This window comes from Streptomyces sp. NBC_01304 (assembly GCF_035975855.1).
GTDB lineage: Bacteria > Actinomycetota > Actinomycetes > Streptomycetales > Streptomycetaceae > Streptomyces.
In genome coordinates this window covers 1,382,737-1,396,496 of record NZ_CP109055.1, presented here as the reverse complement: position 1 = coordinate 1,396,496, position 13,760 = coordinate 1,382,737, and the positions used below count along the sequence as shown (strand labels likewise).

Sequence of the window (13,760 nt, the reverse complement as noted above, 5' to 3'; positions counted from 1 at the left end):
ATGCATGGCCGACGTGCCCTGGAATCCCCGCTGTCCGTCGTCCTCGCCGGTGCGCGCGGACACGGCCGCCGGCACCTGGAGAACATCCAGCGCCTCCAACTCGCCGGACTGGTACGCCTCGTCGGCATCTGCGAGCTCAGCCCGCTGACGGCCGCCGAGCTGGACGGTCTGGGGGAACCCCTTCAATCGGCGGACTTCGCGGGCCTGTTGGACGTCACGGGCGCGCAGCTCGCCGTCGTGTGCACGCCCATCCCGACACATGCCGAACTGGCCCTCGCCGCCGCCGAACGCGGCGTACATCTCCTCCTGGAGAAACCACCCGCACCGTCGTACGCGGACTTCTCGCGCATCACGGACGCGGTGGCCGAGGCCGGCACCGCCTGCCAGATCGGCTTCCAGTCCCTCGGCTCGCACGCCCTGCCCGCGATCCGCGAGCTGGTCGCGTCCGGCGCCATCGGCGAGGTCACCGGGGTGGGCGCGGCCGGTGCCTGGGCGCGCGACGAGGCGTACTACCGCCGCGCCCCCTGGGCCGGGCGGCGCCGCATGGGTGGCTCGGACGTCGTGGACGGCGTGCTGACCAACCCCTTGGCCCACGCCGTCGCGACCGCGCTCGCCCTCGACGGCAGCACCCACGCCGAGGACGTGGCCGGCATCGAGACCGAGCTGTTTCGCAGCAACGCCATCGAAGCCGACGACACCTCCTGCGTCCGCATCACCACCGCAGAAGGCCGCCGGGTCACGATCGCCGCGACCCTGTGCGCCGAGCGGCCGGGGGAGCCGTACGTCCTGGTGCACGGCAGCGGCGGCCGCATCACCTTCTGGTACAAGCAGGACCGCGTCCTGATCCAGCGGGCCGGACACGGACCCGAGGAGGTCCTGCACGGCCGCACCGACCTCCTCGAAAACCTCGTCGGCCACCTCACCCGGGGCGCCGACCTCCTCGTGCCGCCCGCCGCGACCGGCGCCTTCATGCGCGTCGTCGAAGCCGTCCGCCGGGCCCCCGCCCCGGCCCCGCTGCCCGAGACCGCCTGGTACACCGCACCCGGCGAGACCACGGCCCGGCGCATCGTGCCCGGCATCGACGGCCTGGTCGCCGCCGCGGCCGACACCCTCGCCCTCTACTCCGAACTCGGCGCCCCCTGGGCGCATCCCGAAGAGGTGACCACCTCGTGAGCGATGACTACCTCGTGCTGCGCTGCGCCGGCCGCATGGTCGCCCGCTATCGCACCGGGCGGGACCTGCCCAGCACGCTCGCCCCCCGCCCCCACCTCCACCCGGTCACCACCCTTGCCGGCACCCCCGTCACCGAGACCCGGCCCGCCGACCACCCGCACCACCTCGGCGTCGGTGTCGCCGTTCCCGACGTCGAGGGGCACAACTTCTGGGGCGGACGGACCTTCGTACGGAACGAGGGTCCGACCGAGCTGGACAACCACGGAGTGCAGCAGCACGCCGCCTTCCCGCTGTGCGACCCCGACGGGTTCGTCCAGGAGCTGCGCTGGGCGGCGGGCGAGGGTGAGCTGCTGCGCGAGCGCCGCACCGTCGCACCGGTCCAAGTCACCGACTCCGCCTGGGCGTTGGACTTCACCTTCGCCCTGACCAACACCAGCGGGCGTGAGCTGTCGATCGGCAGCCCCGCCACCAACGGCCGCCCCGGCGCGGGCTACGGCGGATTCTTCTGGCGGGCCCCCAAGGAGGCCGCCGCCCCCGAGGTGTTCACCGCGGACGCCGGGGGCGAGGACGGCGTGCACGGCCGCCGCGCCGACTGGGTGGCGCTCACCGGCGACGACTGGACGCTCGTCCTCGCGGGCGCCACCGACGACACCCGCCACGACCCGTGGTTCGTACGCGCCACCGAATACCCCGGCGTCGGCTCGTCCCTGGCCGCGGAAGAGCGGCTGACCGTCGCCGCGGACGAGACCGTCGTACGGCGCATCGTCACCGTCGTCGCCGACGGCCGCCTCGACCGCGGTCAGGCGGCAACCCTGATCCACAAGGCGGTGACCGCATGATCCCCGGACCCGACCTGGGCGACGGCACCTACCGCAACCCGGTGCTCGCCGCCGACTGGTCCGATCCCGACGTCCTGCGCGTCGGCGACGACTTCTACCTCACCGCCTCCAGTTTCGGCCGCGCTCCCGGACTGCCGCTCCTGCACTCCCGCGACCTGGTCAACTGGACCCTCGTCGGCCACGCCCTCGAACGCCTGGAACCCGCCGCCGACTTCGGCAGGCCCCGCCACGACTGCGGCGTCTGGGCACCCTCCCTGCGCCACCACGACGACCGCTTCTGGATCTTCTGGGGCGACCCGGACCACGGCATCCACCAGATCAACGCCCCTACGATTAGAGGCCCTTGGACCCGACCCCACCTGATCAAGTCGGGGCAGGGCCTGATCGACCCGTGTCCCCTGTGGGACGAGGAGACCGGCGAGGCCTACCTGGTGCACGCCTGGGCCAGGTCCCGCTCCGGCATCAAGAACCGGCTCACCGGCCACCGGATGCGACCCGACGGCACCGAGCTGCTCGACGAGGGCAAGGTGATCGTCGACGCGGACCGCATCCCCGGCTGGTTCACCCTCGAAGGCCCCAAGCTCTACCGGCACGACGGCTGGTTCTGGATCCTGGCCCCGGCCGGGGGAGTGGCGACCGGCTGGCAGGGCGCGCTGCGCGCCCGCGAGTTCTTCGGCCCGTACGAGGAGCGCATCGTCCTCGAACAGGGGACCAGCGACATCAACGGCCCCCACCAGGGCGGCTGGGTGCGCACCGAGCGCGGCGAGGACTGGTTTCTGCACTTCCAGCAGCGCGGCGCCCACGGCCGCGTGGTGCATCTGCAGCCGATGCGCTGGGACGCGGCGGGCTGGCCGGTCCTCGGGGACGACGGCACCCCCGTACGCGTACACCGAAAGCCCGAACTACCCGCACAGCCGCCGTCCGCACCGGCCACAGACGACGACTTCCCCGGTGGGCGCTTCGGCCGGCAGTGGCAGTGGACGGCCAACCCGCAGGGCGGCTGGACGCCGCAGCACTCCGGCGACGGGCTGCGCCTGACGTGCGTGCGCACCCCGGTCACGGAGGACGTGCGGAAGCTGCCGAACGTCCTCACCCAGCGGCTGCCCGCCGTCCCGTGCGCGATCGAGGTGGAGCTGTCACTGAGCGCCGAAGTGCCGGGCGCGCGGGCCGGGTTGGCGGTGCTCGGGGACGCCTACGGCTGGATCGGCCTTGAACGCGGGGCGGACGGGGCGGTGCACCTGGTGCACCGGTTCGCCGAGGCCGTCGCCGAGCGCGAGCGGGACGCCGCGCATCCCAGGCTCGCGCCCGAGGGGCGGGCCCGGCTGCGGATCGAGGTGGGGGCGGGGGCCCGCTGCCGGTTCTTCGCCGACACCGGCGAGGGCTTCCGGCCCGGCGGGCCGGTGTTCGCCGCGACGCCGTGGCGGTGGGTGGGGGCGCTGCTCGGGCTGTTCGCGGTCGCGCCTTCGGGGGCGGGGAGTGCGGGGGTGGGGACGTTCACGCGGTTCCGCATCGCCCCTGACGGCAACTGACGCCCCAGCACTGCTTCTGAACTGATTCCGAACACTTCTGAGGAGCCTGAATGACGCCGCACCTCGATAGCAAGCGCTTGCCGGGACGAGGTTCGACCCTGGCTGCCGCCACCGCCCTGCTCGCCTCGCTGGTCTGCGCGGCAACTACGGCCGAGGCGGCCGAGCCCCGGCCCGGGTCCGCCGCCGAGCCCGCTCCGGCACCCAAGTGGTCCGACACCGCTCACGGTTTCGCCTCCCTGGCCGGCGGCACCACGGGCGGCGCGGGCGGCAAAGTCGTCACCGTCACGGACCAGGAGTCGCTGGTCCGGTACGCGGCGGCCGACGAGCCGTACATCATCCGCGTCGCCGGATCGATCGCCGCCGAGCCCTTCGGGGCGGACATCCCGGTCGCCTCCGACAAGACCATCGTCGGGGTCGGTGACACGGCCGAGATCGTGCACGGCGAACTGCACCTCGACCCCGGCACCAGCAATGTCATCATCCGTAACCTGACGATCCGGGACTCCGCGATCGACGGCAACTGGGACTGCAAGGACACCGACTTCGACGGCATCCAGATGGACTCCGCCCACCACGTCTGGATCGACCACAACCGGTTCTCGCGGATCTGCGACGGCCAGCTCGACATCCGCAAGGACAGCGAGTACGTCACCGTCTCCTACAACCGCTTCGAGAACAACAACAAGACCTTCGGCATCGGCTGGACCCCGAACGTCAAGACCCAACTGACCGTCGACCACAACCTGTTCAAGAACACCAAGCAGCGCAACCCGTCCGCCGACAACGTCGCCTACGCGCACCTGTACAACAACCACCTGTCGGGGCAGGCCGACCCGGGCGATCCGGTGTGGACGTACGGAAACTGGTCGCGCGGCGCGACCAAGATGGTCATCGAGAACAGCTACTACGAGAACGTCCAGCACCCCTATCAGGCCGATGCGACGGCCGAGTTGGTGCAGCGCGGCTCGCTCCTGAGGAACACCACAGGCCGACACGACGCCTGGGGCGATGCCTTCGTGCCGAGGGACTTCTACCCCTACCGTCTCGATCCGGCCGCCGCCGTGCCCGCCCTGGTGGGCAGGTTCGCCGGACCGCAGAAGGCCATCGGCGTCAGTACGACGCTGCGGGTGCCCGGCGACTACCCGACGGTGCAGACCGCCGTCGACGCCGTACCGGCCGGGAACGACGGGCCGGTCACGATCCGTCTCGCCCCGGGAACGTACCGGGAGAAGGTGCGTGTCGGCCGCGACCGCACGCACCTCGCCCTGGTCGGCACCGGCGACAAGCGCTCGGACACGACCATCGTCCACGACACCCCGTCGGGGGAGCCCAAGCCGGGCGGTGGCACCCAGGGATCGTCGGGCAGCGCGACCGCCTTGATCGAGGCCGACGACTTCAGTGCCCGCAACCTCACCTTCGCCAACGACTTCGACGAGGCCGCGCACGAGATCAACGGTGAGCAGGCCCTCGCGGTGAAGACCACCGGCGACCGGCTGCACTTCGAGAACACCGCGTTCCTCGGAAACCAGGACACCCTGATGACCGACACCCCCGCCCTTACCCAGGTGGCCCGGGTCTACGTCCACGACTCCTACATCGAGGGTGATGTGGACTTCCTCTACGGCCGGGCGACCACCGTGATCGAGGACTGCGTCATCAAGGCCCTCAGCCGTGGCTCCGACTCCAACAACGGCTATCTCACGGCCCCTTCGACCTGGAAGGACAACCCGTACGGCTTCCTGATCACCGGCTCGAAGGTGATCAGCGACGCGCCCGCCGGGACCTTCCACCTGGGCCGGCCCTGGCATCCGAGCGGCAACCCCGACGCGGTCGGCCAGATCCTGATCCGCGACACCGAGCTGCCCGCCGTGATCAAGACATCGCCGTGGACCGACATGGGCGGCTTCTCCTGGAAGGACGCCCGCTTCACCGAGTACCGCAACACCGGACCCGGCTCGGCCGTCACCGCCGACCGGCCCCAGATGTCCGACGCGGACGCGGCCGCGCACGAGGCCGTCGACTACCTGCGCGGTGTCGACGGCTGGCAGCCGCAGAGCCGCAGGCCGCACTGAAACGACCTCTCCGTACACGCCAGGCACCCACCACAGAGAAATGAGCCGACCATGTTCCCCATCCGCAACCGCGACCGCAACGGCAACCGCAGAACGCGCCTGCCCCTCGTCGCCCTGGCCCTCACCACCACCCTCGCCCTGACCGCCACCGCCTGCGGCGACGACGGCAGCGGTCCTGCGGGCAGCAAGGGCGGGGAGGGGTCGGGGAAGGGCGAGATCACCTTCTGGGACAACAACGGCGGGGTCCGTACCGACGTCTGGAAGGAGATCATCGCCGACTTCGAGAAGGCGAACCCGGACATCAAGGTCAAGTACGTCAGCGTCCCGGCGGAGGGCGTCCAGTCCAAGTACGACACCTCCATCCAGGGCGGCGGCCTGCCCGACGTCGGCGGACTCGGTACCGCGATGCTGGCCGGGATAGCGGCCCAGGACGCGGTGGAGCCGCTCGACGCCAGGCTCGCGGGCAGCTCGCTCAAGGGGAAGCTGAGCAACGGGATGGTGGAGAGCGTCCGTGCGGCCGGCGGCGGCGACAAGCTCTACACGATCCCGACCTCCGCCAACAACGGCACGCTCTGGTACCGCACCGACCTGTTCGAGGCGGCCGGCCTGGACGCGCCGACCGACTGGCCGAAGTTCTACAAGGCCGCCGAGAAGCTGACGGACCAGGGCAAGAACAAGTTCGGCTACACCATCCGCGGCGGCGAGGGCTCGATCGCGCAGGCCCTGGACGCGACGTACGGGCAGTCCGGGATCACCGAGTTCTGGGACGGCGACAAGACCACCGTCAACGACCCGAAGAACGTCGCGGCGCTGGAGAAGTACGTCGGCCTGTTCAAGAAGAGCACGCCGTCCGCCGACGTCAACAACGACTTCAAGAAGATGGTCGCCCAGTGGGACAGCGGCGAGATCGGCATGCTCAGCCACAACCTGGGCTCCTATCAGGACCATCTGAAGTCCCTGGGCAAGGACAAGTTCCGCGGCATCCCGAACCCGACGACGGCGGACGGCACCCGAGTCCAGCTGTCCAACCCGGTCGACGGGCTCGCGATGTTCAAGACGGGCAAGAACAAGAAGGCGGCCTGGAAGTTCATCGAGTTCGCCGTCGCCCACGAGTCCAACAGCAAGTGGAACGAGTCGGCCGGTGCCATCCCCGCCAACACCGAGGCAGCGAAGGACAGTTGGGTGCAGCAGGCGGAGGCGACCAAGCTGGCCTCCGAGGCGGTCAACGACGGCAGCATCAAGATCGTGCAGCTGCCGTACTACCTGCCGGACTGGAACACCATCTCGAAGGCCGACAACGAGCCGAACTTCCAGAAGGTGCTCCTCGGCAAGATGACCGCGAAGGACTTCCTGGACACCCTCGCGGAGCAGCTCAACGAGGCGCAGGCGGAGTGGAAGCAGCGGCAGCAGTGACATCGCCGCGCGCATCGGCGGAGGTGAAACCGCCGTACAGGCCGGCGGGAATGACACCGCCGCGCAGGCCGACCCGGCGGCACGTGGTCGCGGCCCTCGCGGGGCTTCCCCTCGCGGTGGCCGCGGCCCCCGCCGCACACGCCTCACCCGCAGGCCCGCGCCCGCACCCGCGCAAAGGACCCCGACGCATGCTGTACGTCGCAGGCGACTCGACCGCCGCCCAGAAGTACGCCGACGCCGCACCCGAGACCGGGTGGGGCATGGCGCTCCCCTTCTTCCTGCACCGTGATCTGGGCGTGGCCAACCACGCGGTGAACGGCCGCAGTTCGAAGAGCTTCCTGGACGAGGGCCGGCTCGTCCCGATCCTGGCGGCGATCCGCCCCGGCGACCTGCTCTTGATCCAGTTCGGGCACAACGACGCGAAGTCCGCCGACCCCACGCGCTACACCGAGCCCTGGTCGACGTACCAGGACTGTCTGCGCGAGTACGTCACCGGGGCACGCGAGCGCGGGGCGCGGCCGGTGCTCGCGACCTCCGTGGAGCGCCGCAAGTTCGACGCCGTGGGCACCGCCCTGCCCACGCACGGCGAGTACCCGGCAGCCATGCGGGCCCTCGCCGAGGAGGAAGGGGTCGCCCTCCTCGACATCCAGGCCCGGTCGCTCGCCCTGTGGCAGCGGCTCGGGCCCGAGGAGACGAAGAAGTACTTCAACTGGACCGCGACGGAACAGGACAACACCCACTTCAACCCGCCCGGCGCCATCGAGGTGGCCCGCCTGACCGCCACCGCCCTCCTTGAGCGTCGCGTCCTGGCCCCGCGCGAGCTGCGCCGCCTGGAAGACGTCATCCCCGAGTCGTGGATCACCTGGCCGGAAGGGGCCTGATCATGCGCACACCTCTGCCGAGACCCTTGGCACCTCTGGCGGCGACGGCCGCCTGCACCCTGCTCGCCCTCGCCGCCGCCGCACCCGGCACGGCCCAGGCTGCCCCGCACGACGTGGCCCGTCAGATCCTCGGCCCGAACGACGGCTGGGCATCGGAGGGTTCGGGCACGACCGGCGGTGCGAAGGCCGATGCCGCGCACGTGTACACCGTCACCACCTGGCAGGAGTTCACCGCTGCCCTCGAAGCGGGCGGCGACGCCCCGAAGATCATCAAGGTGAAGGGCGTCCTGAACGCGACCGCCGCCGGCTGCGCCGCCTTCGAGGCCGACGGCTACGACTTCCGGCAGTACCTCGCCGACTACGACCCGGCGGTGTGGGGCCGCGACCGGCCGGTCAGCGGCCCCCAGGAGGATCTGCGCGCGGCCTCTGCCGCCCGGCAGTCCGAGGCGATCAAGGCCGAGGTCCCGGCCAACACCACGATCATCGGCGTCGGCAAGGACGCCGCCATCACCGGTGGCAGCCTGCAGATCAAGGACGTGGACAACGTCATCGTCCGCAATCTCACCTTCGAGGCCCCGCTCGACTGCTTCCCCCAGTGGGACCCGACGGACGGCGCGACCGGCGCCTGGAACTCGGAGTACGACGCCGCCGTCGTGTACGGCTCCACCCATGTCTGGCTTGACCACAACACCTTCACCGACGGCCGCTACCCGGACAGCACGCTGCCCTCGTACTACGGCGAGGTCTACCAGCAGCACGACGGCCTGCTCGACATCGTGCGCGGCGCCAACCACGTCACCGCGTCCTGGAACGCCTTCCGCGACCACGACAAGACCCTGATGATCGGCAACAGCGACAGCGCGGCCGCGACGGATGCGGGCAAGCTGAAGGTCACCCTTCACCACAACCTCTTCGAGGGCATCGTGGAGCGCGCCCCGCGCGTCCGCTTCGGGCAGGTGGACACGTACAACAATCACTACGTGGTGAAGGGGGACCAGCACTACGCGTACGCCTTCGGTATCGGCTTCGAGTCTCAACTGGTCGCCGAGAAGAACGCGTTCACGTTGCCGGAGGGGGTGAGTTCCGGGCGCATCTTGAAGAAATGGAAGGACGCGCCGGTCACCGCCGAGCGCAACTACGTCAACGGCAGCGCGGTCGATCTGATCGCGGTCCACAATGCCGAATTCCCGGCAGAGGCGCTGCGGGAGGGCGCGGGCTGGTCGCCGACGCTGCGGGCGAGGGTCGACGATCCGCGGGCGGTGCCGGGGCTGGTCGGCGGGAAGGCGGGGGCCGGGAAGATCTGCTGAGCGCGGGGTGCGAGACTGACCGGCCGGGATCGGCAAAGGGGTGTGGGGGAGCGTGCGGCGGCGACACGGGGCCATCGGCCTTGCGGCACTCGTCATGGCGGTGAACGCGACGGCGACCGGTTGCCTGCTTGAGGACAAGGGCCCGCTGCCGCCGCGCTACTCGGGCCCGCCGGTGCCCGTGGACACGGTGGCGGCGGAGCTGACCTCGGCGCTGGCCGCCGAAGGCATCACGCTGAAACGTGATCCCCGCCCGGGAGACTGCCGGGAGGCCCTGGTCGGGGAGCACGAGTCGGCGACGGTGGACGCGGCGTTGAAGGCCGGTTTCGCGCGCGCCCGTACGACCGACGGCTGGAAGCGCGGCCCCCGCCTGGAGGCAGGCGGATCGCTGACCCTCACCAGGGGGAACTGGATCGCGGCGACCACGCTCATCGGGACCAGGGCTCCGAGTTCCCCCACCATGACAGTCGTGGTCACGCTGATGTGCGACCCGGGTGCGGAGACGACGTCCGCCACCAGCCCGCCGACATCGGCCTCGACCGTGTCTCCCTGATCTGGCTACGGCCCTTTTCCGTATGCCGCCGGTCCGGGAAGGCGCCTAGGCTCAACACACGGCCACTCCCGGAGGGGGCCCTCATGAGCAGCGGCCACTCGATCACGAATCGGCACCTCCGCGCGATGCTCGATGTCATCGACGACGCCCGACACGATGCCTCCGGCGATGTCCCGCCGCGTGTCCTCCTGAGTGGGCTGCGCCGGCTCATTCCGTGCGACCAGGCAGCGTTCTGCGAGCTGGATATCCCGACACGGCGGGAGTTGACGTACCAGGAAGAGGGAAACCCGTTCCTCGAATCCGGGCACGACCCGGATGCCTACTGGAAGTGGAGGCACGAGTACACGATGTGCCTCCAAGGGGAGCGGTCCGCCGGGAACATGCCCGTCGTTCAGATGGCGGACTTCATGACCGTCAGGGAGCTGCGGAGCACGGGCCTCTACAGCAACTTCCTGAGCCCTTGCGCTTCGATCATGACCGCAAATCTGCCCACCGCTCCTGGCCGTACGCGGGTGTTCATCTTCGAGCGCGAGGGCGCACGCCCGTACAACGACCGAGAACGGCTCACCCTGGATCTCCTGCGACCGCACCTCATAGCCATCTACCGGGACGCCGCCCTTCGGCGCCAACAACCCGTGCGGCTGACGCCCCGTGAGCTCGACGTCATGCGTGCCGTGGCCAACGGGCTGAGCAACGCGGCGATCGCAGGACAACTGGTCGTCTCAACGGGCACTGTGCGCAAGCATCTCGAGAACATATTCCACAAGCTGGACGTCTCCAGCCGTACCGCTGCGGTCGCAAGGATCTTTCCGGCACCGCAGACGATCTGCTCCTGGCGAGCCTGACGGTTCGACAGTACGCCTGGATTTGGGGCCGGTTACATACGAGGAAAGGCGAATGGTGGTCACGCCGGCCCAGGAACACGGTGGGTGTCGGAACATCCGACTCCATCAGAGGACTGGACATGCGAAAGCTATTGCGGGCGATCACCGGCCGACGAACAGGTTCCTTGGTCACGACATCGCGTACGAGGATCCTGATCGCGACCGTCGGAGGAGTGCTCCTCATCACCGCCGCCCCTGTTCAAGCTGCCGAGACCGCCGGGCCCGAAGCCCAGCGGTGCTACGGCTTCAGGGCCACCAAGGTGGGAACCCCGGGCCCCGACTTCCTGGTGGGCACGCAGGGCCGGGATGTCATTGTCGGTCTGGGCGGCGACGACCGGATCTTCGGTTTAGGTGGCAACGACGTCATCTGCGGTGGCGCCGGGCGCGACACCATCTACGGCGGCAATGGAAATGACCTCATAGCCGGCAACGCGGGCAACGACGCCCTCCACGGGGGTGCGGGCGACGACAAGCTGCGCGGATTCAGCGGGAATGACCGACTCTACGGAGACTCCGGGAATGACGCCCTGGACGGCGGCGACGGCCACAATTGGACGGCGAACTGGGGCAACGACACCCTGATCGGGGGCAGCGGAAAGGACATCCTGAAAGGCGGCGCCGGAAACGACATTCTCAATGCCGCCACCGGCGACCACCGGACCCGCGACCAGCTGTACGGCTGGGCGGGGGACGACAAGTTGTACTCGCGCGATAGGGCATTCACTGACTTTGTCAGCGGCGGGCACGACCGGGACCTCTGCGTGGTTGATGTGAATCGCTTCCTGCACAAGAGCGACTACAGGGTCGGCTGCGAGCTCCGGTGACCCAAGGCCCTCCCACGAGGGGGCCGTACTGCTCACGGGCTTCGCCCCCTCGCCTGAGGGAGCGGAGCCCGTTCCTGCGGTCGGGGACGGTTGGTCAGGAGGCCGAAGGCGTCCATCCCCCGAGCCAGTCGGCGACCTCGTACCCCGCGGCCTGCTGAGCCGTCAGCTGAGGTCGGTCGGAGCTCGAAGACCCGGAACCGGCACCGGTGTTGGCGTGCTCGGCGAAGCGGTCGTCCTTCCAGGAGAAGCCGCCCATGTCCGTCCACGGTGCGGCCTTTATCGCGACGCTCAGTTCGGTGTTGCGGACGATCGTCTGCGGGTCGAGCGTGGCGTCGCCGCCCGCGTGCCAGGGGCGGCCGAGGTAGAAGCTGCGGGCGGACACATCGCCGTTGACGACGGAGTTGGCGATCAGGAACCCCTTGCCGCCGGCGACCGTCGAGGGGGCCGTGACATAGCCCTGCGAGGTGCCGTCCCAGCGCTTCTTCAGGGTCAGCACCGATTGGTCGAGGACGGCGGTGGCCCGGCCGAAGACGAAGTCGGTGTTGCCGACGACGTACGACTTGCGGACGTAGACGCGGCCCACCGCGCCCTTGGCAGCGCTGTCAAGGAGCAGGGTGTCCTGGTCGCCGCTGACGATGATGCCGTCGAGGAAGACCTTGTCGGCGGCGGTGCGCAGGGCCACGGCCTGGTGACCGCTGAGGCTCTGGTTCGCCTTCTCGTCGAAGTCGTTGCTGATGGTGAGGTTGCGGGCCTGGAAGTCGTCGGCCTCGACGGCGACGGTCGCGCTGCCGGACGTGCCGTAGGTGCCGGAGCCGTCCGGCTTCTGCATGCCGGCGGCGTGGCCCTCGACGATGACCGTGTCCTTGCGGCTGCCGCCCGTGCCCTGGATCGTGACGTGTGGCTTGTTCGCGGGGACCTTGACGGTCTCGCGGTACGTTCCCGGCTTGACCTGGATCAGGACCCGGGAGGCGTTGCCGGCCGGGACCGCGTCGACGGCCTTCTGCACGGTGGCGTACTGGCCGGAGCCGTCCTTGGCCACCGTGAGGGTGGTGGCGGCTTCAGCGCTCGCTGTCGTCGTCGTGCCGAGTGAAGTGCGCGGCCCGGCACCGGACTTGAGCAGCGCCGGAACGTCTGCCGCCTTGTCGAGCGTGTAGCTGTAGTACGTCTTCGGGTCGAACGCCGTGCCGCCGCTCTCGTTGCGGCCGCTGGTGCCGGAGAAGACGTTGCCGCGCTGCACCAGGGCCGCGGTGGCGTCCTTGGTGACGGGGTTGTTCACCCCCTGGAAGTAGCTGTTCTCCAGGACCATCCTGGTGTTGCCGCGCGCGTAGTTGCCGTACGAGGACGTGATGTCCGTGCCCGCGTCGTCCTGCAGGTAGTTGTTGTAGAGGTGCGCGTGGGCCACGTTGTCGGTGGACGGGTTGCGCTGCTCGGTCTCGCGGATCCAGTTGTGGTGGATCGTGAGGTCGGCGGTGGTGTTCTCGGTCCAGCCGATGCCGAAGGCCTTGTTGTCGTGACTCAGCTTGTTCCAGGACACCGTCAGATAGGTGGTGTCCTTGCGGCTGTCGATGAGGCCGTCGGCCATGTTCCGCAGGTCGTTGTGATCGATCCAGACGTGGTGCGCGCCGTCCATCTGGATGGCGTCGAAGTCGTGTTCCTTGTCGTTCCAGGTGCCCATGTACGCGTCCCGGATCGTCAGATTCCTGATGATCACGTTGTGCACGCCCTGGCCGAGGAAGAAGCCGCCGCCGACGATATGCCCTGCGGTGCCGGAGCCCACGATCGTCTTGTCCGAGGCGACCTTGATCTCCTTCCCCTTGGGGTCCATGGCGATCGTCCCGGCGACGACGATGACGTACGGCTCACTGGCGGTCGCGTACTTCTCCAGGTCGGCGAGCGTCTTGACCGTGACGGTCTTGCCGTCCCTGCCCCCGTAAGTGCCCTTCTGGCCAAGGGCGTTGACCGAGGCGAAGCCGTCCGCGGTATCGGCGGCCCACTTCGGCGCCTCGGCGGCCGAGGCCCGGTCCGGGGCGTCCGCGCCGAACAGGCCGAAGGATCCGCCGTAGGCGAGCCCCACGGCGAGGGCCAGCGCGGTGGGCGCACCCACGAGGACGCCGACTCTGCGCCTGCGATGCGTGCCGGGCTGGTGGGGGCGATTGCTGTCGTGTTGTTCCGTCATGCCTGACTTCCGTCTCGCTGCGGGTGGGGGGGCGTAGGGAAGTGGCCGCACAGCCCAGGGAGGTTGCCGCGCCCCGCAGGGGCGCGGGGAACTGCGCGACCAGCCCCCGCCG

11 protein-coding genes are annotated in these 13,760 nt (G+C 69.8%); 10 read left to right on the top strand and 1 reads right to left on the bottom strand.

The genetic code is table 11. The features are described 5' to 3' along the window. The 10 genes from OG430_RS06035 to OG430_RS05990 all read left to right on the top strand — a co-directional run bounded on the left by OG430_RS06035 (position 1) and on the right by OG430_RS05990 (position 11,472). Entirely contained in the window at positions 1 to 1,173 is a 1,173-nt protein-coding gene (locus tag OG430_RS06035) for a Gfo/Idh/MocA family protein (RefSeq protein WP_327351375.1), read from the top strand. Further along, complete coding sequence (locus OG430_RS06030; protein WP_327351374.1) at positions 1,170 to 2,012, top strand: PmoA family protein; 843 nt, start codon at positions 1,170 to 1,172, stop codon at positions 2,010 to 2,012. Before OG430_RS06035 ends, OG430_RS06030 begins: the two co-directional genes overlap by 4 nt. Beyond that, positions 2,009 to 3,541, top strand: a complete 1,533-nt coding sequence (locus tag OG430_RS06025; RefSeq protein WP_327351373.1) for a glycoside hydrolase family 43 protein — start codon at positions 2,009 to 2,011, stop codon at positions 3,539 to 3,541. Before OG430_RS06030 ends, OG430_RS06025 begins: the two co-directional genes overlap by 4 nt. A 50-nt stretch (positions 3,542 to 3,591) precedes the next feature. Continuing rightward, positions 3,592 to 5,613, top strand: a complete 2,022-nt coding sequence (locus OG430_RS06020) for a pectinesterase family protein (protein WP_327351372.1) — start codon at positions 3,592 to 3,594, stop codon at positions 5,611 to 5,613. A gap of 51 nt (positions 5,614 to 5,664) precedes the next feature. Next, the gene (locus OG430_RS06015) at positions 5,665 to 7,026 is read left to right on the top strand and encodes an ABC transporter substrate-binding protein (protein WP_327351371.1); all 1,362 of its coding nucleotides are present in this window, start codon (positions 5,665 to 5,667) and stop codon (positions 7,024 to 7,026) included. A gap of 50 nt (positions 7,027 to 7,076) precedes the next feature. After that, a complete protein-coding gene (locus OG430_RS06010) occupies positions 7,077 to 7,907 on the top strand; it encodes a rhamnogalacturonan acetylesterase (protein ID WP_327351370.1) in 831 nt (276 codons plus the stop codon). A gap of 2 nt (positions 7,908 to 7,909) precedes the next feature. Next, a complete protein-coding gene (locus OG430_RS06005) occupies positions 7,910 to 9,214 on the top strand; it encodes a pectate lyase family protein (protein WP_327351369.1) in 1,305 nt (434 codons plus the stop codon). A 52-nt stretch (positions 9,215 to 9,266) separates the two neighbouring features. Next, complete coding sequence (locus OG430_RS06000) at positions 9,267 to 9,764, top strand: hypothetical protein (protein WP_327351368.1); 498 nt, start codon at positions 9,267 to 9,269, stop codon at positions 9,762 to 9,764. Between the two features lie 83 nt (positions 9,765 to 9,847). Continuing rightward, a complete protein-coding gene (locus OG430_RS05995; protein WP_327351367.1) occupies positions 9,848 to 10,609 on the top strand; it encodes a helix-turn-helix transcriptional regulator in 762 nt (253 codons plus the stop codon). Positions 10,610 to 10,821: 212 nt separating this feature from the next. After that, entirely contained in the window at positions 10,822 to 11,472 is a 651-nt protein-coding gene (locus OG430_RS05990; protein ID WP_327351366.1) for a calcium-binding protein, read from the top strand. 94 nt (positions 11,473 to 11,566) lie between these two features. Here OG430_RS05990 and OG430_RS05985 read toward each other — a convergent pair whose 3' ends face one another. Continuing rightward, positions 11,567 to 13,648 (bottom strand): pectinesterase family protein, encoded by a 2,082-nt coding sequence (locus OG430_RS05985; RefSeq protein WP_327351365.1) that lies wholly within the window; start codon positions 13,646 to 13,648, stop codon positions 11,567 to 11,569. Positions 13,649 to 13,760: the final 112 nt, after the last annotated feature.

What these genes read in the sequence shown, in the direction of transcription:
- OG430_RS06035 (WP_327351375.1), top strand. Translation starts at nt 1, where the DNA reads ATGCATGGCCGACGTGCCCTGGAATCCCCGCTGTCCGTCGTCCTCGCC.
- OG430_RS06025 (WP_327351373.1), top strand. Translation starts at nt 2,009, where the DNA reads ATGATCCCCGGACCCGACCTGGGCGACGGCACCTACCGCAACCCGGTG.
- OG430_RS06020 (WP_327351372.1), top strand. Translation starts at nt 3,592, where the DNA reads ATGACGCCGCACCTCGATAGCAAGCGCTTGCCGGGACGAGGTTCGACC.
- OG430_RS06015 (WP_327351371.1), top strand. Translation starts at nt 5,665, where the DNA reads ATGTTCCCCATCCGCAACCGCGACCGCAACGGCAACCGCAGAACGCGC.
- OG430_RS06010 (WP_327351370.1), top strand. Translation starts at nt 7,077, where the DNA reads ATGACACCGCCGCGCAGGCCGACCCGGCGGCACGTGGTCGCGGCCCTC.
- OG430_RS06005 (WP_327351369.1), top strand. Translation starts at nt 7,910, where the DNA reads ATGCGCACACCTCTGCCGAGACCCTTGGCACCTCTGGCGGCGACGGCC.
- OG430_RS05995 (WP_327351367.1), top strand. Translation starts at nt 9,848, where the DNA reads ATGAGCAGCGGCCACTCGATCACGAATCGGCACCTCCGCGCGATGCTC.
- OG430_RS05985 (WP_327351365.1), bottom strand. Translation starts at nt 13,648, where the DNA reads ATGACGGAACAACACGACAGCAATCGCCCCCACCAGCCCGGCACGCAT.